The following is a 22052-nucleotide window of genomic DNA, read 5'->3' on the forward strand; positions in this document are numbered from 1 at the left end:
TTTTTTTACGTACATCCACTCCACATGTATAAGCCCGTATGCTTTGGTAAATCATAGCAGCGATTAAACGTAGGAAGGGATGTATTCCGGGACATGAGTCAGAACGAAACCGATATGACCTTAACGAATCGGCAGGGCTATCCGATTTCGGATAATCAAAATATTCGAACGGTCGGAAATCGCGGCCCATCGACACTCGAGAACTATCACTTTATTGAAAAAATTTCCCACTTCGACCGCGAACGCATTCCGGAAAGAGTCGTTCACGCCCGCGGCGCCGGCGCTCACGGCTATTTCGAAGCTTATGGAAAAGTCGGCAACGAGCCTGTTTCCAAATATACCCGCGCCAAGCTTTTTCAAGAGGCGGGCAAGCGCACTCCGGTATTCGTTCGCTTTTCCACCGTTGTAGGCGGCACCCATTCTTCCGAAACCGATCGCGATCCGCGCGGCTTTGCCGTCAAGTTTTATACGGAGGAGGGAAACTGGGACCTGGTCGGCAACAACCTGAAAATTTTCTTCATCCGGGATCCGCTCAAATTTCCGGACATGGTCCATGCTTTCAAGGTAGACCCCGTTACCAACGTGCCCAATCCGGAAAGAATGTTCGATTTTGTCTCTAACAGTCCGGAAGCCACCCACATGATTACCTTTGTTTTCTCACCTTGGGGCATTCCCGCTAATTACCGGCAAATGCAGGGGTCCGGCGTCAATACGTACAAGTGGGTCAACCGGGAAGGCGAAGCCGTTCTGGTCAAGTACCACTGGGAACCGCTGAAGCAAGGGATCAAGAACCTGACTCAGAAAGAAGCCAGCGCCATTCAAGCCAAGACGACAAGCCACGCGACCCAGGATCTATACGAAGCTATCGAACGGGGCGACTATCCCGAGTGGGAGCTTTGCGTGCAAATGATGAGCGACGATGAGCATCCCGAGTTGGATTTCGATCCGCTGGACCCGACCAAGCTGTGGGATCATGAGCGTTTTCCGTTTTTGCCCGTAGGTAAGATGGTGTTAAATAAAAATCCGGAAAATTATTTTGCGGAAGTGGAGCAGGCGGCATTCGGTACGGGGGTATTGGTGGACGGTCTGGATTTTTCGGACGATAAACTGCTGCAGGGGCGCACCTTCTCCTACTCCGATACCCAGCGGTACCGGGTAGGCACGAATTATTTGCAGCTGCCGATCAACGCTCCGAAAACACGGGTCGCTACGAATCAAAGGGACGGGCAGATGGCTTATATGGTCGATCGGGCTCCCGATCAAAATCCGCATGTGAACTACGAGCCCTCCTCGTTGGGCGGCCTTCAGGAAGCGGTCCCGTCGGGCAAGGAACATCAGCCCGCCTATTCGGCCAAACTGGTTCGCGAAAAAATCAGCCGACCCAACGACTTTAAGCAAGCGGGCGAAACGTACCGCAAGTTTGAAGATTGGGAGCGCGATGAGCTGATTTCGAATCTGGTCGATGCGCTGAAAATATGCAAACCGCACATTCAGGAAAAAATGATCGAGTATTTTACCAATGCCGACCCCGACTATGGCCGGAGAGTATCCGAAGGCTTGAAGCAAGCTAAAACGGACACCGCCCACCTCGGTTCCGATGCCGCAAGAGACGGGGCGGAGCAAGCCCGGAACTCCGGGCAACGGACGGACGGGTATTGAGCGTCGACCACGAGTCGGTACTCCGGTTTCACGAGTCATGGCCAGGAAATGCAGCGGAATATTATAGGAGGATACCGGAAATACACCAGGAAACCTCCCTGCAGATTTAGGCAAAATAAAACCTCCCGCCCTACTTTCGATTTGAGGGTTGGGAGGTTTATGGTAAGGATACATCAGGCCCGTGCACTGAGCCTATTCCTCACGCGCTTTTTGAACCAATCGTTTCACGGCATTGCGATCCGAAACCTGCAGCTTGTTAAGAATGTTCGAGACATAGTTGGCTACCGTTTTGTTACTGATTTGCAGTCGGGCGGCAATTTCGGCGTTGCTGTCACCCTTCGCAATCCGCTCCAAAATCTCCAACTCGCGTTTGGTGAGCTCCGAGAAGGTGGGATTATCCGCGGGAACAGTACGGGACTGGGAAAAATAATGCATCATCCGGCCGGCAATATCCGCGCTAAATACCGCTCCGCCGCTGCCTACCATGCGGATGGATTTGAGCAGCTCATCCTCGTCCGAATCCTTAAGGATGTACCCTTTCGCACCTACTCGCATGGCGGTGAAAACCGATTGGTCGTCTCTGAACATCGTCAAGATCAAAACCTCGATCGCCGGATATTTTTCTTTGATCAATCGCGTCGCTTCGATCCCATTCATACCGGGCATGCGGATATCCATAAGCACCAAATCGGGCTGCAGCCGCTCCACAAGAGCGACCGCTTCCTCTCCGGATGACGCTTCCCCAACGACTTCAAGATCGTCCGTCGTCCTCAGCAAATTGCGAACGCCGCTGCGAAATAACGGATGATCCTCTGCAATCACAATTCTCAACGTCTATGCTCCCCCTTCAATTAAATCGGCAATATAGCCAGCACCCGCGTGCCGCCATGCTCCGCTTGTTCTATCGAACATTGTCCGCCTAATTCCGCCGCCCTCTCCCGCAGCGATTGAAGTCCGATACCGCCTTTGCCCGGAAGCCACTGCGTGTAAGAAGAATGAAGCCCTTTGCCGTTATCTGTCACTTCTATGACCAATTGCTTCGAAGACGACACATAAAGCTTGACCGAGCACTCGGTGGCCTGGCTGTGTTTCACCACGTTAGCCAGAGATTCCGTGACGATACGGTAGGCAGCCACCTCCACCGCCGCCGGTAAATCCGGAAGCGGCGGCGGTTCATGCAGTTGGATGTGAATAGGCGCAGTTCCCTGCTCATCCGCAAGCAGCCTCGCCGGCTTGTTCAGCTCGCTGATTCTTTCTTGAATCGCGCTGATTAATCCGAGTTCATCCAGCGACGGCGGACGCAAATCATGGACGAGCGTCCGAATTTCATCCACGGTCGAACGTATAATCTTCCTGAGATCGCCCAGCATCTCTATGGCAATATCGGGTTTCTTCACGACGTATTTCTCCGCCGTGGCCGCATTGAGCGCCAAAGCGGCAAGGCGTGGAGCCAAATCATCATGCAAATTTTTACGAATTTGCCGATGCTCTTCCTCCCTGGCCAAAACCAGCTTTTCCCGGGATTCCTGCAAATCCTTCGCCAGCAGCTTCATGCCTAATGTCATATTCACATTTTCAACGATGGGGCCCGCTTGGTGCAGGAGCACATCCAGAAATTTGTTATCCTCCGACGAAAAAGCTTCTCCTGGGGAACGGCTGGATAAATAGAGCGTGCCGAGTCTTTCCCCACGGTGGATAATGGGAAACGACAGCACCTCATGAAGGGGCGCTCCGGACGAAGCGACAAAAGCGTCTTGTCCCCCAACACCGATCGCAATGCCGGCGTAAGGCAGGCGCAGCGATTCTTTAATGGTGGAAGCGAGCGCCTCCAGCATCGACTCCGGGGCCATCGGCCGAACAAGCTGGCTTCCGAGCTCCAGCAATACCGCATAAGGATCGTCGTGTCGGCCTTTCAGCATCCGGTTAATGAGCCGCTGCAGCTTTTCCTTTAACGGAGCGAAGGCGACCGCCACAATGGCCGTCGACGTTAAAGAGACAAACAGATTATTTTTCGTCTCAAATAAGCGGCCCAGGTAATAGACCGAAAAAATATAGATCGCAGCCACACAAAGAGACAAAGCGCCGTATACCAATGTTCTCTTGACCAGCGGGTCGATATCCCACAACCGGTGCCTCAGTACCGCCATCGTCAAAGTTACCGGAATGGCAAGTAAGCTTAAATTAAGAATCGCATTGAGATACACGTAAGTCAGGGCGCTTCCGTCATTCAAACGGGGGTCGAATAATATGCTCATTCCGATAAACCCGGTCATGCCGACGGCGAGCCCGAATACAACCCATTTGGTCTGTTGGCGCTGCGCCCGCGAAGATACTTTCAAATACCGGAATATTTGCGAATAAACCAGTACCAGCGTCATGCCTACATACCACAAGGCCATAAGGTAAACGGAACCGTTCATTTCGTACCATATCATTCTGCGATTGATGAAGCTGCCGATATCCACGATCAGGATCAAGACAAAAACTACTACAGTCCATCTGGGCACAAACGAACCGTTGGGAAAAAGCAGAAACAACAGCGATAATCCAATCCAGCCGAGCGTCGATACAAATGCAAACCACCACTCCAGAGCGGCATTCCCTTGAAAAGCGACGGAGGTTAACGAAGGAAATGAGGTGCCGAACGCAACCATTGCCAAAGCGGCCAGAATGGCCATCGGTTCGCGAAACCCTTTCCAAAAAAGGAATAATGCAGCCGCATAATAAACAAACGTAAAAACAACATCGATACACACGAAAATGATTCCATAGGTCTCCAGCGTCAGGTGAACCGATCCTGCATTCTCAAGGGGCATTGCGGGTACAAAAGTGCCGCACCCGTCTACGATACAAGTGGAAATGAGTTTTTGGTAATACTCGGGGATCCCTGTGCAATACGATACTGCCGTAAACAGAGAGAAGAAGACGGCCCAAAGCTGAAAGCAAACAAGGAGCCTTTTTTGCAGTGTCCGGGCCGCAGGTTCATTCGTTCGACCGGGAAGCCCATCCTGCGTTTGCTGCATGAAACCCCCTCCGATTTCAAATTATCTCTATTATAGCGAGCATCCTGCAGCCTGAATACGGAGAATCCGCAACTTCCCAGCGGCTTCCCGGATTTCCCGAGAAGTTTCCCTGTCTCCCTGCCCTATTTTCTCGTGAACTTGCAACCCGGGTTCGACAGTCGGTAGATGCACAATCCGTCTCAAACCCAAGCGGGACAAGGGATGCGGCAGTTGTGGATAACTACGTGTGGTGCCTACATCTTTTGGGGGTCAAGAGAGCGAAATATCCCATATTTGCTGGGGTTCTGCGATTTGCAAGGCCGAAACAATTGCCCGATGTTCGTCCGTTAATTCCGTCCGTTGCCGCAGCTTTCCACCATCCAAACGGTACTCAACCAGATGCAGCGTCTGCATGAGCGAACGAATCTCGCGCCACGTTTGACCGGTTTGGTTTTCTGCAATCCGGATGAGCATCAAGGCCAGCCAGCAAAGCAGGACATGTGCGCGAATCCGTTCTTCTTTCCGGTGGTAGACCGGCCGCAGTTCCAGCGATTGCTTGAGTGTCCGAAACGCTGCTTCCACCTGAAGCAATTGCTTGTACCCGAGTGCCACGTCTTCCGTGGACAAGGTGTCGTCAGAGGTGCGCAGCAAGTATTTGCCGTCCAGATGCTCCATCGCTTTGACGGCGGCCAGATCGATACGCAGATTGCCGCGCTTGTCGGTCTTGAGATACCGTTTGTACGTCGGATGGCTGTGTAGACGGCAGTGTGCCCCGGTATGCGCTTCGCCGTCCAGTTCCTTCAACCGGGCAAGCTCCGTGCGCAGCTGCTCCAGATGCGCTTCGCGCCGGGCGGCATCCCGCTTTGCTTCTTCCGGATTGCGAACGAGCACGTATCGCTTGCGCGCTTCGCCATCCCCCACGACGATCTCCTTGACCTCCAGGTTGTCTCGGATCGTTTTGAAACGTCCCGGATGCGCGAGTGCCGCTTCGACGGTCGGCTTGCCCGACGTCATCTTCTCCCCGGCAATGTAGTGGCCGCCGCTCTGTTGCAGTACGCGCAGATTGTCTTCGGAGGAGAAACCGCGGTCGACGACGGTAATCACACGCCCGAGTTTCCACCCGATCAGATCCTTTTTCACCTGCGGCACAACGTTCATATCCGACGTATTGCCCGGCCACACCCAACAACGAATCGGGATGCCCTCACGCGTGACAGCAAAACCGATGACCACCTGCGGAAGGTCGGGGCGATGGTCTTTCGAATAACCGGTTTTGCGAAAATCGTCTTCGTCGTCCTCTTCCGTCTCAAAATACGTGGAGGTCGTGTCGAAGAACAGCAGATCGACTTCCAGATTCAGCAAATCCGCTACCGTATGGAACACTTCACGCTGGATGCTTTCTTCCGACGTGAGCAGAAAATCCATTGCCCGGTAGCCATGCTGCACGTCAAACGCCGGAAGGTCCGGGATGACCACTTCACGATCCACCCAATCTTCAATCGCCAGCTTGCTGCTTGGTGCCAGCGCCCGATTGGCCACCATGGCAAAGATGGCGCGTTCAACCGGCATGCGGTATTCCCGGTCGGCAAGTCGTCGTGTAATCGCTTCGCCGATACCAAGCTTCTTCCAAAGTTGATCGAGCAGCCATACGCCGCCCAGCGAACGACTGCTAAGGAGCGTAACCGAAGCGGGTTGCGCTGAAGATGGAGAGGGCGCTTGCGGCTCGCCAATAAAACGGTGGATGCTGGCGGCAAGACGTTTCAAGCCCTCCATGTCCAGTTCGTCAGCGCGGCCGAAATGGTACAGGACTTTCGCTTGTGGAGTTCCGGTCACAGGATTTCGCTCATTATGGGCGAGCTGTACGTAACGGGTGATCGAACCGTTTTTATTTTTACGAGAGATTGTTCGTATATACATATCTACAGGATATAATATATACTACAAGAAATGCAACAAAAATATCTAATTATCCACAAAAATTTAGTGCCTACAGTTTTTTGGATTTTTTCGCGTCGTAGTGCCTGTGGAAAAGTCCGAAAAGCCGCGTCAAATCTGGATTTCAGTTGTCCACAGCACCCAAAAGGGTGCCTACTTTTCGAGGGTTACTGTCGAACCCGGGTGCAAAGCCCCTTCTGCATCGGTCGCAGAAGGGGCAGCGGCTAAACATATTCGATCTTGTTTATGTTAAAAAATAGTCGGCACCAGTCCCCCATCCATACGGATGGGAGAACCTTTAAATGCGGACGCATAAGGACTGCACACAAATGCAGCCAATCTGCCTATTTCAATCGGCTTGATAAAGCGCTGTATTTCCGATTGGGGCAGGTTTGCAGCCATAAATTTGTTCTCTTTTTCTGAAAAAGCCATATTTTCATCAGGGTACATCCCCTCGATGATTTGCTGCACATTTTCAGAGAGCGTTGGTCCCGGCATGATCGTATTGACCGTAACTTCCGTTCCTCTTGTTAGTTTGGACAAGCTTTTTGCCAACGATAAAAGCATTGTCTTTGTCATGCAATACTGGGGCATTAGCCCCGAAGGCATAACGGCTTCTTCACTCGCGATGAAGATAATGCGGCCATCATCGTTTTTCAACATGTGAGGCAAATAAAATTTACACAATCCGTTTGCGGCAAGAACGTTTGTACGGAAGTATTTTTCCCATACTTCATCGTCAACATCCTCATACTGCATTATTTCATAAATCCCCATGTTGTTAACTAAAATATCGATTTGGGGGTATTTTTCGAATAAAGCTTCTCTTTGCTTCATATCCACAAGATCGGCTGCAGCATTTTGAGGAGAGGTTGCCGGGAAATCGGTCTTGATTTCATTTACAACTCGCTCGACCTCTTCGTCGTTTCGTCCATTAACGAGAACATTTACACCTTCTTTAGCCAGCTCAATGGCAATCGCTTTGCCTATACCTTTCGTTGATCCTGTAACCAAAGCTGTTTTATTGTGTAATCCCATATCCATGATCCATTTCTCCCTAAGACAAAGTCAGCTTGTCATCGTCAGCACTTCAAAACGATGTGCTCCGATACAGACTATACTACTTGGTCCGGACGGCTCCGTAACTAGCATGCTGCGCCAAAGTTCTTGTTTGACGCGCCAAGAGATAGAACTCGGTCAGGGATTCTCTGCGGAATTGGATTAGATCAGGATTTTTAAGGATGAATAATCGGTATTCTTAGCCGTTCTTTCTGAGACTCGCTTGTTTTCCTAAATGTTCCATGCGCCAATTGGAAGGAGTATCCCCTTCCCAAAGACGGAAGGCGCGATAGAACGAGTTCTGGTCTTCATATCCAAGCAAAAAAGCCACTTCCTTAATATCGAGCGAGGGGTCTGCCATGTATTCTCGTGCCTGCTCATGCCTGGCTTGTGTCAGCAGATGCTGGAAGCTCGTGTTTTCGTCAGTAAGCCGGCGCTGCAAGGTACGATCGCTCATACCGAGCTCCTTCGCGACAGCCTGAATGTCAGGACGCCCTCCTGTGAGGCTGCGCTTCAGGATCCATTTGACCGCATCGGGGATAGAGCGGCTGCACTGCTGTTCATGGAGCGATCGGTCCAGAGCGGGAGTCAGGATCTCCAGCAGCTCTTCGTTGTACGAGACAAAGGGGCGATCCAGATCCCTTCGATGCAGCGTCAATCGGTTGCTTTTTGCTCCGATCCGGATACGGCAGCCGAAGTACCCTTCAAGAGTCTGTACATCACCCATCGGATGAGAAAATTCGACGAGCCGCGCCGTCAAAGGCTGACCTGTGCCCCGCCGCCCAAGCTCCAGAAGACACGCCAGCGTGATGCCAACCAGCATCGGCGGGCCGGGCTGCTCCGTGTGCAGCCATTCCAGTTCGATTGTACAGTGCCCGCCCTCCTCGGTGATACGTAAGCTTTCGGGAGGGCACATTTGTTTATACCGGGCCATTCGGTTTAGAGCGTCACGGTAGTCGCGAGCGTGGTACGTCGCCAAGACGGTCGGCGGGTACTTCGCTGTTTCAAAGGCGGTCGCAAGCTTAACGATTCCTTCCGCCGTGTCCCCCACGAGATCGGAATAAGCCTGCCAGATCGCAAAATATTGGGCGGTGGTGACTGCCGGTTCCGTGATAATGGTGAGCGGCAATCGGGCTTTCCGAGCTACGTCATGGGGGGCAATCCCTAATTGATGCAATCCTGCCCAAAATCCCGGTGGGATTTTAATATTGTCAGAGGGATGGGACTTCATGTATACGGGCCTCCTTTATACGATGGCAGGGCCGATCAACCCGCCGTTTCGGGCGACCTCTGTTCCAACTTGTCCATATCTGCCAAATTACCGTTTATCTTCAAAGAATCGTCGCTTGGTTGATTTCATTTTATCATATTAAAGCTCGTGACCGGATTGGTGAAAATTGCAAAAGGAGCTGCCGCGGCAGCCCCTTCGTTATTTTCATTGCACCCATCAGGCCCTTACTTGGACTCGATGCGACCTAGAGGGTTGGCGTTCCCTTCCAATGCCGCGCGGGCTGCCGTCCAGCTGGAATCGTCGAGGTCGAGCGCGTTGCGAAGGTAAGCCCACGTGACCCGCTGGAGCAGGGCGACCCGTTCGGGGTTCTCGTCCGTCGTTTCCGCGACGTTGTACCCGGGGATTCCGCCGAGCGAGTGCTCGGCCCCGAAAAGGGTGAGCAGGCTCTTGCTGCCCGGACTCAGGAAATACGGGTCGGTGAACCAGTCCGGCCCCCGAGTGGACAGCCGGGACTGGTCATGGTCTCCCGCTACCACAAGGGTCGGCGTGCTCATGTCCGCGAAGCTAGGGTTCATGAAGGGGAAGTGCTCGGCCGCGAACGGACTCAAGTCAGCTCCACCTTTGCCGGTCGTGGCGAGCAGCACGCCCGCCTTGATCCGCGAGTCGGACATGTCCTCTCCCGGTTCGCCGTGGACATCGAGGACTCGCGCGCCTAGCAGCATGCTCACCGTCTGGCCTCCCCAGGAGTGTCCGGCTGCAGCGATGCGGCTTCGATCGAGGCGCCCGCTGAGGCCGGGGACGGAAGCTTCAATAAGATCAAGCTGATCGAGGATGCGCTTCAAGTCTTCGACCCGGAAACGCCAGATCAGCGGTGTACGGGGATCTTCAGGAGGAAGGTTCAGCGTCCTCGAGTCAAGATGGGTGGGTTGAATGACCACGAAGCCGTGAGCAGCCCAGAAGTCAGCCAATGGGGCGTAGCCGTCCAACGACCAGCCAAAGCCATGCGAAAAAACAATAATAGGCAATTCGCGCCCAACCGTAGGCGCAGACACCCGCACTTGCAGATCCTCACCCCGGCCCGGGGCCGACAGCACTACCGGTTTCACCGAGACGACCGGAGTGGACGTACTAACCTTAATTTCCATAAATAAATGTTCCTTTCTTGGAAGAAGTTTGGCCAAACCGTTTCTGGAAGAAAGCGGTCAAGCAGGTTCCTGAAATAAACCGATAGCCTTCGATCACGCGCTCGAGGCTGCATCACCACGGGAGCGGGCCGTCCTCGTTTGAAAACGTGCCCGTCGGACCGTTCGCATCGAGGAGCGCGAGGCGCACGGGTTCACGTGCGGCCTCTTGGACGGTGCGCGTGCCCGCGAAGTTGTTGAGGTCCGTCCCTGTAAAGCCTGGGCACGCAGCGTTGACCTTGATGCCTGTCGACTCGAGTTCGATGGCGAAGGCGAGTGTGATCGCATTGAGGGCAGTCTTCGACGGGCTGTAAACGGCGCCGAACACGGATCGATGCGGAAAGTTCGGGTCCGAATTAATCGTCAGCGAACCGGAGCTGCTCGAGACGTTGACGATGCGTCCCGCCGGCGCTTCACGAAGCAGCGGCAGCATCGCTTGCGTGACGGCGATCACGCCGAATACGTTCGTCTCGAACACCGCGCGCACCTCGCCCGGAGACGCGACGCTCGGGCGGCCCGAATTTGCGATCGCCTCGAGCGGCGTGCCCGGCGTGCCCGCGTGCGATATGCCCGCGTTGTTCACGAGCACGTCGAGACGGCCAAGCTCGTTACGAATGCGCTCTGCCGCGGCGGCGATGGAGGCTTGATTCGTGACGTCGAGCTGAAGTGCGCGGGCATCCGCGCCGACGCTCTTTGCGGCCTGCTCCCCTTTCTCGAGGCTGCGCGATCCGACAAGCACGGTGAAGCCGTGCGCCGCGAGATCCTTGGCGATTTGAAGACCGATTCCCTTATTGGCCCCGGTGACCAGGGCGACGGGTTTATCCTGCATAGCAATAGTCTCCTTTCCTGCATCGAAGTGCGACCTTATGTAATATCACCACTGGTTGATGTGTCAACCTAGGAACTACTGTAACATATTGCGGTTGACGCGTCAACCATGTTATTATGTTCATATGGATAAGAACGAGCTAAATGAAGAGGAAATGCGAATATGGCATATGTGGAAAGGCTCCTTCCAGACCATCTTCGGCCGCGTAGTTAAAGATATGTCGGAGCACACAGGACTCTCAGAGGGTGATTATGGAGTATTGGATCGGTTAGACCTTCTGGGGAACGGCAGCCTTCGCCAACAGCAATTAGCCGACTCGATGGACTGGGATAAGAGCCGATTGTCGCATCATCTGACGCGGATGGAAAAACGTGGACTTGTGATGAGGAAGCCGTTGGACGCAGATCGTGGTGTTCAAGTCATCATCACTCCCGCTGGAAAATCAGCATTGGATGACGCCCGTCCCATCGTCTCAAAGGCAATACGCAAACATTTCTTTGATCAATTAACCGATCAAGACATTGAGTCGATTACTAGGCTCGCGGAAAGAACAAATCCAAGGTCTTGTAAAGCCCCGCCACCTTGATCACGTTTCCCCCGAACGATAAGGAATTAGCCCCTTCCGACAAAACGACGGAGGGGGCCTTTGCTTTCCGCAAGCAAAACACAGCAGAATTAAATGAGTCCAGCGACGTTAACCGGATAGCCTGTTCCGAATCGAACAGCCTTCCAATAACGTCTTTTTGTTTACCCATTCAAATGGGGACAAGTGGAAATCTACAGTATACAACTGGAAATTTTTCAAACAAATATATTTTCCAAGACTTGTCGAATTATTCATTTTCACTTAAACTAAATAGGAAAATCTTCTCAGTTTCGACAAACGAAACATAAGGATATGGCTGCAGGTAATCCAGTCCTATTGTAATGACGAGAATGTCCTCTTTCCCGGTGGGCGGCTGGAACGATGTCAAGTTCCTTAGAACGTATGTTGTGAACCCGAGAAGTATATTATTTGTACAGGTTGAGTGGACAGGTTCAGACTCATCCTGAGACTTATGAGAAAAGAGAATAGGAGTTGAGAGACTGTGTTGGCACTAAGCAGCAAAAATGTTTGGAAGAAGCAGTTGGTCAAACTGCTTGTATGCTTCCTGGTTGTGGGCGGCTTTCCTGTGCCGTTTGCTGAGCAGGAAGCGAAAGCGGCTCCTTCGGCTCCGGCTCCAGGCGGTGTAAGTACCGATTTAATCTCGTGGTTCGAGCTAACCAGAGGTTGGAAGGAAGGAGGAGCGAATGATACTCAGTATATCACCAAAGTACAAGATTTAGCAGATAGTGCGAGAGCGTGGACTATTTATAAGTACAGCAGCTTCAAGCGGACAACTACTTTCCAACTTAGGAAAAAAATTAATCAACTATCATTATGTGACGGTCCCCAATAGCGGATCGAGAGTCATGTTCAATACCAATTCGCCGCTCTCTACTCCTTCATCCGGCGCCAGGGAAGTTTTTTCCGTACAAATCGCAGGAACAAGCGGATTCCCGTGGGAACTTGGAGGAGCTGCTTCGTCTAGTACGAATTATGCCAATACAAACATTACTGCTGATTTTGGTACTGATACTGCGAAATCATTTACACCAACTAAGGATTTAAAGAGACCTCATATTTTGAATATTTGGAGCGCTACTAACGATTGGAGCCTCTCTATAAATGGTATTCAGGAGAAGCAGGAACCAACGAACACAGTACAATGGAAGTCCATCACCACTTCTAATCATTATATCGGGGGGGCTCATAATAGACCCATGCCCAATGGGCATGTTGCGGAGGTTCTTGTTTTTAACAGCAAGCTGAACGATGATGAACGGCTAAAAGTGAACAGCTACCTTGCGTTTAAATATGGACTCACATTGACAAACGCGAGTGGTGCCCCAATTGATTATGTGGCCAGCGATGGTACACCAATGTGGACTGCGGCTAACAACACGGGTTATGGTTACCGGATTACCGGGATAGGTAAAGATGGCGCCCTGGACCAAAGACAGTCCAAGTCTGAAGAAGATGGAGCCTTGGTAGCGATCGCACTGGGTGATCATTTTGAAACAACAAGCGAACAGAATCCGGCTGTGATGAACGTCGATAAATCCTTTTTTACGTTCAGTGATAATAATGCGGTAACCGATTTTGTATATAAAACCAATCAAGAACCTGGAACCGGACATCTGTTGAAGAGAATGGACCGAGTGTTTAAGGTTGAAGCCAGCGCGAATTGGAAGGACAACACAGAACACAATGTAACCTTAAACTTGCAGTTTATGAAAGACCCTGCAGCACCTGTCGAAAATTACTACCTGCTGACAAGTGAAGACGGGGTGACATTCAATCAACCTAGCGCATCAAACCGGTTAACCATCAACAACAACAGCTATTATGTCACGATCAATAGCAATAATTTAAAATACTTCACGTTTGCCAAGGTATACAAGGAAGATTTGAAAGCATTGATTGATGGGCTTCCTGTTTACGAAGAAGACCAATACACCCCTGACAGCTGGAATGCGCTCCAAACGGCGATAACGAACGCCAACAATGTGCTGATGGACAGTGCGGCTACACAGGAACAAGTCGATCAGGCAATCGAAGCACTGACAACCGCAAAGAATGGTTTGAAATTACAAGTTCCGACATTGGAAACGACAAGCTTTGATGCTTCTGCCAAAACAATCACGCTAACATTTGATTATCCGGTTAAATTAACGGCAGTAGACTCAAAAGACGGATTTACGGTCAACGTAGGTGGTCAAGTAATTCCGATTGAAGCTGTCACTGTCGATACAACGGATCCAAAAATTGTAACCATTAAGTTGCCGAACAACACGGATTTGAACAGCAGCCAGATTCCGACGGTCCAGTACGATAAAACGAATGCAAATTTAAAAGGTACCAACGATAATGCAGTAGATAACTTCTCGCAAACTGCAGAAGACCCGTTTTTTACCAGCTTAAAAATCACCGAACCAAGCGGCAATACAGTAAATATCCATAAACCGGAGATAAAAGGAACAACCGAACCCGGGTCTACCGTTACAGTCATAGTTAAAGATAAAGACGGTCGTGCCGTGGGTACTCCAACAGTTACCGTTAGTGTGTATGGTACTTGGAGCTTTACACCGCAAAACGACTTGCCTGACGGCGATTATACTTTTGAAGTTACTGCCGAGCAAAACGGCAAGACGGCAAAGAAAGCAAAAGCATTGACCGTTTCTACTTCAGACACAGCACTAATCATCAATGAACCAAGTGGTTCAATCGTTACCGAGTCCAAGCCTGTATTTAAAGGAACAACGGATCCGGGCGCTACCGTTACGGTCACAGTTAAAGATAAAGATGGTCGTGTCGTGGGCATACCAACAGTTACTGTCAGTGTCTATGGTACTTGGAGCTTTACACCGGAAACCAACTTGCCTGATGGCGATTATACTTTTGAGATCACTGCCGAGAAATATGGCAAGACTACGAAGAAAACAAAAGCACTAACCGTTTCTGCTTCAGACATAACGCTAATCATCAATGAACCAAGTGGTTCTACCGTCAACGAGCCCAAGCCTGTATTTAAAGGAACAACGGATCCGGGGGCTACCGTTACGGCAATCGTAAAAGATAAAGATGGTCGTGTCGTGAGTACGCCAACAGTTACTGTGAATACGTATGGTGCATGGAGCTTTACGCCGGAAACCAACTTGCCTGATGGTGATTATACTTTTGAGATCACTGCCGAGAAATATGGAAAGACAACGAAGAAAACAAAAGCATTAACCGTTTCTGCTTCAGACACAACGCTAATCATCAATGAACCTAGCGGCTCCACCGTTACCGAGTCCAAGCCTGTATTTAAAGGAACAACAGATCTGGGGGCTACCGTTACGGTAATCGTAAAAGATAAAGACGGTCGTGTCGTGAGTACTCCAACAGTTACCGTTAATGCGGATGGTACATGGAGTTTTACACCGGATAAAGACTTGGCTGACGGAAGTTATACTTTTGAAATCACCGCCACCAAGAATGGCAAAACAAGCAAGATAACTAAAGCATTGACCGTGTCCGCTTCCGACACAACGCTAATCATCAACGAACCAAGCGTTTCAACGGTTACCAAGTCTAAGCCTGAATTTAAAGGAACCACCGATCCGGGGGCTACCGTTACAGCAGTAGTAAAAGATAAAGATGGCCGTATTGTGGATACCCCGACCGTTACTGTTAATCCGGATGGTACATGGAGCTTTGCGCCGAAAAACGACTTGGCTGACGGAAGTTATACTTTTGAGGTCACTGCCGAGAAAAATGGCAAACCTTACACCGTAACCAAGCAAATTACGATTAGTACGGAGAACATTTCCGCACTGGCTAATTTGCAGCTTTATAGCCAGGATCAAAAGCCGATCGACTTATCTCCGGCATTTAGCGGGAATTCGTATAACTATTTCGTTAATAATACGGTAACGAATAGCGTATATCTCATACCGACGCTTGACTCGATTGCTGCGCTTGATCCGAACGCCAAGATTGAGATTTCGGTAAATAATGGTTCTTGGATGGATGTAAGCAACGGGATGGCAAGCAATAACATACCATTGGACAGACGTAATAATACGATTATTGTTAAGGTAACGGCTAACGGCAAGGAAACCGTGTATACACTGACCATAACGAAGCGCTCCTCAAGTTCCAGTTCGTCATCGGGTTCAGGTTCAACAGGCGGCTCCACCGGCGGTGGCAGCAGCAATGGCGGTGCGTCGGATAATTCGACAGGGTTCCGGGTAATTGTGAATGGCAAAGAGTATGAACAAATTGCCACCGGTTCAATGACGAAGGAGAACGGACAGAACGTGTTGACAGCCACGGTGGACACTGCCAAGCTGACCGAGCAGCTTGCTCAAGAGGGTGACAAGCCGATCATCATCATTCCTGTTGCGAGCGTAAGTGCGGACAAAGTGACCGCGGTGCTGACAGGGGACGCGGTAAAAGCGATGGAAAACAGACGGGCGATTCTGGAAGTGCAGACGGCTAACGGAAACTATAAGCTGCCTGCGGCGCAAATTGCAATCGACCGCTTGTCGTCGCAACTAGGCGGGCAAGCGAATTTGTCCAACATCGTCGTTCACGTGGACATCGCAAAAAGCGGCGAAGAGAAGGTTAAACTCGCGGCAAGCACGGCGGAAAAAGGGAAGTTCAGCGTCGTCGTGCCGCCGGTCGATTTCACAGTGACGGCTTCCTACAATGGCAATACAGTAGATGTGGACAAGTTCAACGTATATGTTCAACGTGAAATTCCATTGCCGGACGACATCGACATGAGCAAGATTACAACGGCAACCGTGCTTTTGGAAGACGGAACGGTATATCATGTACCGACATACATTACGCTTCGCGATGGAAAATACTATGCGATTGTAAGCAGTTTGACGAATAGCACGTATACCTTGATTTGGCACCCGATGACATTTGGAGACGTAGAAGGCCATTGGTCGAAAGATTCCGTGAACGACATGGCGTCGCGGCTGATTGTCAATGGCGTCGACGAGGTTCATTACAACCCGAATGCGGCCATCACGCGTGCCGAGTTCGCGGCCATTATCGTGAGAGCGTTAGGTCTCCCTGAAAACGGAAAAACTACGAACTATAGCGATGTGAAGTCCGGTGACTGGTTCGTCGGAGCGGTAGCGAAAGCACAGGAGTATGGCATCATTGAAGGTTACGAAGACGGAGCGTTCCGCCCGGCGAAGACGATCTCGCGCGAAGAAGCGATGGCTATGATCGCAAGGGCGATGAAGCTGGCAGGACTTGAAACGAATGTCAGCAGCACAGAGGTTACATCTGCGCTTGCTCCGTTTGCCGACGGCGCATCGGTAGCTGCATGGGCGAAGCCAGCAGTCGCAGCTACGGTGAAGAGCGGATTGATCCAAGGCCGGGAAGCTGGACTGAGACCAGCCAGCGAGATCACCCGGGCTGAGACGGCAGCCATAGCACAGCGGATGCTGATACAAGCCAATCTGATCGATAACAGAAAATCCAAGTAAACAAGTAACAAGGACTGCCGCCGAGTAGAAATAGGATTCGGTGGCAGTCCCTTTTTATGCGTTATGTTCCATGCGTTCAAGTCCGAATTCCCGCCCGCTCAATCGACTTCACTTCGATTTTCCAAAGGTGGTCACCTTCTACGGGGTGGCTTCCTTGTTTGGTATACCTGATCGGAAAAACAATCATAATAGGGGTAGCTAAATTTACCAAAGGGGAGACTCCGGCTGCTTCCACGGACGCTTCAGCTCAAAGTACCCATACAAATGGGAAATGCCGTCTGGTTTTTGATATTTGGCCGTGCTAAGCCTGTTTCTACTCGTTTTTACGTTTTACAAGAAAAAAACATAAAGCTATTGCCTTTGTATCTGGGACTGAGCGCCATTGCATCTTATTTCGAAAATGTGATTTTACACTGGTTTCATAGCTACGAATACTTCCCGGGCGTATTGATGAAACCTTATTACGATATATCCTTAGGAGCATATTTATCCCAAGTTTACTATGTCTCGTCGGCAGCGTTTTTCATAGCGGCATTTCAACTCCGCTTCGGGTGGATACTGCTTCTTACCGCTATGTTTGTCTGCATAGAATATGGTTTTTAGCCATAGGGATCTATAAGCTGATTTGGTGGCGTCCAGCCTATACCGGCGTTGCATTGCCTGGTTTACTTCTGGCTATCCAAGAGGTGGTGTATTCTTTTGCTGCGAGGCTCATCGCGGTTTATTCGGTGGTTTACTTTAGTATGTGGTGCTTTTATTTATTTTTGGCGTACGACATCGTGATGCTGATTATTTGCTGCAAGTTTAACCGGGTGCTGTTGAAGGATCGCAAGTCATGTTGAGGTATTAATTCGGACGTCAGTTTTGCATGAGACGTTAGCCGGGCGGCCTGTTCCGAATCGAACAGCGCTTCGATTAACGTCTTTTTGGTTTATCCATTCAATTGCGGAGGTGGAAATCTACAGGTTGCAGAGATTACAATGTTCTTATATGGCTGTTTTATACAGTGATCTTTGAGAATAGTGATATACATTCTCTGCATTGGCGGCCTACCTGGAAACGCAAGGAAGGTGACAAATATGAAAACGAATCGTTCTTCTTCCGCATTGGGCGAGTTCATCAAATCGCGCAGGGAACGGCTGCAGCCTTCAGAGGCGGGGATACAGCCGCTGCCCGGACGAAGGCGCACCCCGGGGCTTCGAAGAGAAGAAGTCTCTTATCTTGCCAATATGAGTGTGACTTACTATACCTGGCTGGAGCAAGGCAGAGAGGTTAATCCTTCACCGGAAGTGCTGCTCAATATCAGCCATGCGCTGCAGCTTGACGAAGATGAGAAGAAGCATCTGTTCGATCTGGCCAATGTAGACCCGGCGAACGCCGGTAACTTGCCGAGTAGCGGAGAGTCGGATACCGGATTTTTGCAAAAAATTGTCGATCAATTGCACTATCCTTCTTTTATTACAGATGAAGGTACGGATGTGATCGCCTGGAATCGGGCAGCAGAATTGATCATAGCCGATTTCGGCAGTCTGCCGGAAAACGAACGGTATATGTTGAACGTTATCTTTTTTAAGCCGGATTACCGCAAAAGACTGGTGAATTGGGAAAGCTTTGCCCGTTACTCCGCAGCGGTTCTGCGGGCAAGCTTCGACCGCCACAAGGACAACCCGTTGTATATGGAACGATTCGAACGTTTGAAACGGGAAAGTGCGGAATTTGTGCATTTCTGGGAGCTCTACGAAATCAAGCAAAAACGCGTAACAACCGCTTTATTTCGTCTTCCGGACGGGCGAGAGATGGAATTCGCGATCCATTCCGCGGCTGCAGTTGATAATGACCCTAGCCTGCACTGGTGTTTCTTTGTCCCGGTACCCGGCTCAGGCACGGAGGAGACATTATTACGTATACTGGAGCAGGACAGGCTGCTTTCATAGAGCGATCTATGTTACACCTGGAATGAGTCGAGTCGGTGTTCAGTGTGATTTTAAACTATTACTCCCTTTAATAGTATAGACGTGCTGTGGTTAGCTCCCTCCAGTTGTTTGTATGATACAGAGGAATACGACGATTGGAGGGCGTTTAACATGCAAACATGGTTCATTACAGGAGCGTCAGGAGGCTTGGCTTCACGTATAACTCGCCGGTTGCTTGAAAGAGGGGACCGCGTAGCCGCAACGGTACGCAAGCCGGGTGTGCTGGATGATCTTCAGGCACAGTATGGCTCCCGATTATGGCAGACGCATTTGGATCTGACCAACCCGCAGCAAATTGCTGAAGTGGTGGAACGTGCATTTAGAGAACTGGGCACGATCGATGTGTTTGTCAATAACGCAGCCTATGGATTATATGGTGCAGTAGAGGAAGCAAGCGATAGTCAAGTCGAACATCTGTTCATGACCAATGTACTTGGCTCACTGCGCGCAGCGCGTGCAGTCCTGCCTTTTTTCCGTAAACAGGGCGGCGGGCACATCGTACAGATTTCGAGTATGGCGGGGCATTATTCTATTCCGGGTATGGGGTTGTATTGTTCTTCCAAATGGGCAGTCGAAGGAGCCTTCGAAGCGCTCGCCAAGGAAGCCGCGCCGTTTAACATTAAAACGACCATCGTGGAGCCCGGCGGAATACGCACAAATTTCATCACAAGCAACGCCGTATTCGGAGAGCGGATGGACGTATATCGGGATAAGGAAGCAGGGCAATTTGTCAGCCTGATGAAGGGCGAGCTGCCCGGTATAGATATGAGCATGTTCAATAAAATGGTTGTCGGCGATCCGGATAAAATGGCGCGGCAGATTATACACCGTGTCGATCAGGGAGAAGGTCCACTACGTATGGCGCTGGGCAGTGACGCTTACGGGCAAATCCGGACAGCCCTGCTGGAAAGACTGGCCGCTTTGGAGGCGCAGAAAGAGCTGGCTTATTCCACTGATGCAGATGATGTGGTTCAGCAGGTTTAAAAATCGAAGCCACTCCGGGGATTGGGGTGGCTTCTTGACTTTTCTTGAAGCTTATTGATAGCTTTCTTTTTGGTAGCATTAGAGGTTAAAGCTTGCCTGAGCTATCATATCCCGTTAATCAATTAGCGTAACTAAGCGACCGTCGGGGTATATTCCAATCGAAATTATAAGCGTTCATTAATTTTGATCAGCATTTCCTTTAAGCTTCGCTCCTCCTCTTCAGTGAGGGCTTGAACGATTTCGCCCTCCACGCTTCGGAAGGAGTCAAGCCGAGGCTTGTGGGCGCGCAAAATAGATATTCGCCGGTCCGCCATCGATGTCCGGCCAAGCAGTTGCAGGCATCTCGTACTAAAGTGAAGCGAGTACGCGTTTGATGATCGCCTTTACGAGCTGGTCGTCGATCGGTTCGCGTGAGAACCAGCGGCGGTAGAAGAGTGGCCCCAGCAGGGCCGCGACGATCGTTGACACGTCGGCGTGTGCCGATAGCTCGCCCCTGCTTACCGCGCGCTGCAGGACCTCACGCAGGGGTGCGGCGTGTCCGCGCTGAATCCGACTGTGGACTTCCGCGAACTCCGGATTACGCTCGGCGGTGTCAACGATTGACGGCAGGACGAAGGACCAATTCGCCGTCGGCAGCAGCTGCGCGATTTCCATCAGGATTGCCGTGACGTCACCTTCGAGTGAGCCGGTGTCGGGCGTTTCCTGCTCGGCAATCATCCGTGAACAGGCGTCGATCACCAGTGCTTCCCGCGTCGGCCAGTGACGGTAGATGGTCGTCTTCGCAACCCCGGAACGACGCGCTACCTCATCAACGGTGAAGCTAGCCACACCGCCTTCGCTGAGCAGTTCAAACGCAGTGGTCAGGACGGTATGTCGTGAACGCTCGACGCGTTTATTCACCTTGGTCGACGGTGCACGTTCAGATCTCTTAGACATAGTCTCACCATCTTCCCTCCAACATAAAGTACTTAAAACCGGGATTTTGTTGCCTAAAAATAAAAGTTCCTTCACATTATACCATGGGAACGTCCTCGGCGCCGGGTCCACGACCGCGCCAGGTCCCTGAGACGATTTTGCGGGTAGGCGAGTTCACGTCGCTCAGATTGACGTTCGGGTAGTGGCATTTCCTTCTGGTTTAGACGCCGGGAATTTCGGTTTGCCATTACAGCACTCCTTGTTGGCTTCAGTGAGGCAACGAATCAATTTCGAACACCATTTTTGTTAGCCGTACGGTCACTTGTATTTTTCAGGCGAATATGATACGATACGGTATCGTAGCATAACATTCCGTTATTGAAAGGACAATGTCTCATGAATTTCGCTTCTGTGCGCATTATTACCGACGATTTGGATCGACTCGTCGTGTTTTATGAGAAAGTCACTGGTGTTTCAGCGAAGCGCCCCGCGCCTGTCTTCGCTGAGTTCGTCCTGCCGTCGTGCACCCTGGCGATCGGCCACTCCCAGACGGTGCAACTGTTCGGCGCCGGTTCCGCTCGCGCGGCCGACAACCACACCGTCATCATCGAGTTTCGCGTCCACGACGTCGATGCCGAGTACATGCGCTTGAAGCCGCTTGTCGACGAGTGGGTACAGGAACCGACCACCATGCCATGGGGGAACCGCTCTGTACTGTTTCGCGACCCCGACGGCAACCTCGTCAACCTCTTCACGCCGGTTACCGAGGAAGCGCTCGAGCGGTTCAGCGGCAGGCCTTGACGTGTAGTGTTCCTACGCTAAGAGTACTAATGGGGTTCGCACCCGGAACTCTCCTTCCCGCCACCGGGCGTGGTGCAACCAGATGCTGGCGTCGTGATGAGCCGGTGTGGCTCAGGTCGGTCATCGGCTGCGACCACGATTGCAATCAGGGCGTCGGAGAGGCGTGGTCAATGAGGGTAGCATATGAAATGGTGTCCTGTTAAATCACGCCGAAAAGGTCACCCGTGCGGTTTTTCTATGGGTGGCCTCACCACGCCCCTCCCTCTCCGGGGGCAAAATTCCATGCGACCTGCGCTGTTCAGGTAAGAAATTTGCGTCACTTATGATACAGTCCAGCATAACCGACATAACTACGAAGGCTCCCAATAGCAGTAAGTACTTTGGCTAAGCGTAACGGAGAAATAGAAA

Annotated in this window: 15 protein-coding genes; 7 read left to right on the forward strand and 8 right to left on the reverse strand. The window is 51.2% G+C overall.

Features of this window, described 5'->3' with window-relative positions; genetic code table 11:
• Window positions 1-93: 93 nt before the first annotated feature.
• Complete coding sequence (locus tag MYS68_RS29665; RefSeq protein WP_248929258.1) at window positions 94-1659, forward strand: catalase; 1566 nt, start codon at window positions 94-96, stop codon at window positions 1657-1659.
• Window positions 1660-1851: 192 nt separating this feature from the next.
• Here MYS68_RS29665 and MYS68_RS29670 read toward each other — a convergent pair whose 3' ends face one another.
• The 7 genes from MYS68_RS29670 to MYS68_RS29700 all read right to left on the reverse strand — a co-directional run bounded on the left by MYS68_RS29670 (window position 1852) and on the right by MYS68_RS29700 (window position 10896).
• Window positions 1852-2481 carry a response regulator gene (locus tag MYS68_RS29670; protein WP_248931053.1) on the reverse strand — a complete coding sequence of 210 codons (630 nt, stop codon included), beginning with the start codon at window positions 2479-2481 and terminating at the stop codon, window positions 1852-1854.
• 29 nt (window positions 2482-2510) lie between these two features.
• A complete protein-coding gene (locus MYS68_RS29675) occupies window positions 2511-4682 on the reverse strand; it encodes a GAF domain-containing sensor histidine kinase (protein ID WP_248929259.1) in 2172 nt (723 codons plus the stop codon).
• A 249-nt stretch (window positions 4683-4931) separates the two neighbouring features.
• Complete coding sequence (locus tag MYS68_RS29680) at window positions 4932-6578, reverse strand: IS1634 family transposase (protein ID WP_248924599.1); 1647 nt, start codon at window positions 6576-6578, stop codon at window positions 4932-4934.
• Window positions 6579-6845: 267 nt separating this feature from the next.
• Window positions 6846-7640, reverse strand: coding sequence for an SDR family NAD(P)-dependent oxidoreductase (locus MYS68_RS29685; protein WP_248929260.1), 795 nt, complete (start codon window positions 7638-7640; stop codon window positions 6846-6848).
• 214 nt (window positions 7641-7854) lie between these two features.
• Complete coding sequence (locus MYS68_RS29690) at window positions 7855-8886, reverse strand: helix-turn-helix transcriptional regulator (protein WP_248929261.1); 1032 nt, start codon at window positions 8884-8886, stop codon at window positions 7855-7857.
• 224 nt (window positions 8887-9110) lie between these two features.
• A complete protein-coding gene (locus tag MYS68_RS29695) occupies window positions 9111-10031 on the reverse strand; it encodes an alpha/beta hydrolase family protein (RefSeq protein WP_248929262.1) in 921 nt (306 codons plus the stop codon).
• 112 nt (window positions 10032-10143) lie between these two features.
• The gene (locus tag MYS68_RS29700) at window positions 10144-10896 is read right to left on the reverse strand and encodes an SDR family oxidoreductase (RefSeq protein ID WP_248929263.1); all 753 of its coding nucleotides are present in this window, start codon (window positions 10894-10896) and stop codon (window positions 10144-10146) included.
• 124 nt (window positions 10897-11020) lie between these two features.
• On the opposite strand from MYS68_RS29700, the gene MYS68_RS29705 reads away from it, so the two are divergent.
• The 5 genes from MYS68_RS29705 to MYS68_RS29725 all read left to right on the forward strand — a co-directional run bounded on the left by MYS68_RS29705 (window position 11021) and on the right by MYS68_RS29725 (window position 19928).
• A complete protein-coding gene (locus MYS68_RS29705; RefSeq protein ID WP_248929264.1) occupies window positions 11021-11482 on the forward strand; it encodes a MarR family winged helix-turn-helix transcriptional regulator in 462 nt (153 codons plus the stop codon).
• 502 nt (window positions 11483-11984) lie between these two features.
• Entirely contained in the window at window positions 11985-12335 is a 351-nt protein-coding gene (locus MYS68_RS29710; protein WP_248929265.1) for a hypothetical protein, read from the forward strand.
• Between the two features lie 13 nt (window positions 12336-12348).
• Window positions 12349-16971: an Ig-like domain-containing protein gene (locus MYS68_RS29715; RefSeq protein ID WP_248929266.1), complete on the forward strand. Its 4623-nt coding sequence runs from the start codon at window positions 12349-12351 to the stop codon at window positions 16969-16971.
• A gap of 1079 nt (window positions 16972-18050) precedes the next feature.
• Complete coding sequence (locus MYS68_RS29720; protein ID WP_248929267.1) at window positions 18051-18905, forward strand: helix-turn-helix transcriptional regulator; 855 nt, start codon at window positions 18051-18053, stop codon at window positions 18903-18905.
• A 150-nt stretch (window positions 18906-19055) separates the two neighbouring features.
• Window positions 19056-19928, forward strand: a complete 873-nt coding sequence (locus MYS68_RS29725; RefSeq protein ID WP_248929268.1) for an SDR family oxidoreductase — start codon at window positions 19056-19058, stop codon at window positions 19926-19928.
• Between the two features lie 348 nt (window positions 19929-20276).
• Here MYS68_RS29725 and MYS68_RS29730 read toward each other — a convergent pair whose 3' ends face one another.
• Window positions 20277-20864: a TetR/AcrR family transcriptional regulator gene (locus tag MYS68_RS29730; protein ID WP_248929269.1), complete on the reverse strand. Its 588-nt coding sequence runs from the start codon at window positions 20862-20864 to the stop codon at window positions 20277-20279.
• A 375-nt stretch (window positions 20865-21239) separates the two neighbouring features.
• Between MYS68_RS29730 and MYS68_RS29735 the strand changes: the two genes are divergently transcribed.
• A complete protein-coding gene (locus MYS68_RS29735) occupies window positions 21240-21644 on the forward strand; it encodes a VOC family protein (protein WP_248929270.1) in 405 nt (134 codons plus the stop codon).
• Window positions 21645-22052 lie beyond the last annotated feature (408 nt).

The organism is Paenibacillus hamazuiensis (assembly GCF_023276405.1).
In the GTDB taxonomy this organism is placed as follows: Bacteria; Bacillota; Bacilli; order Paenibacillales; family NBRC-103111; genus Paenibacillus_AF; species Paenibacillus_AF hamazuiensis.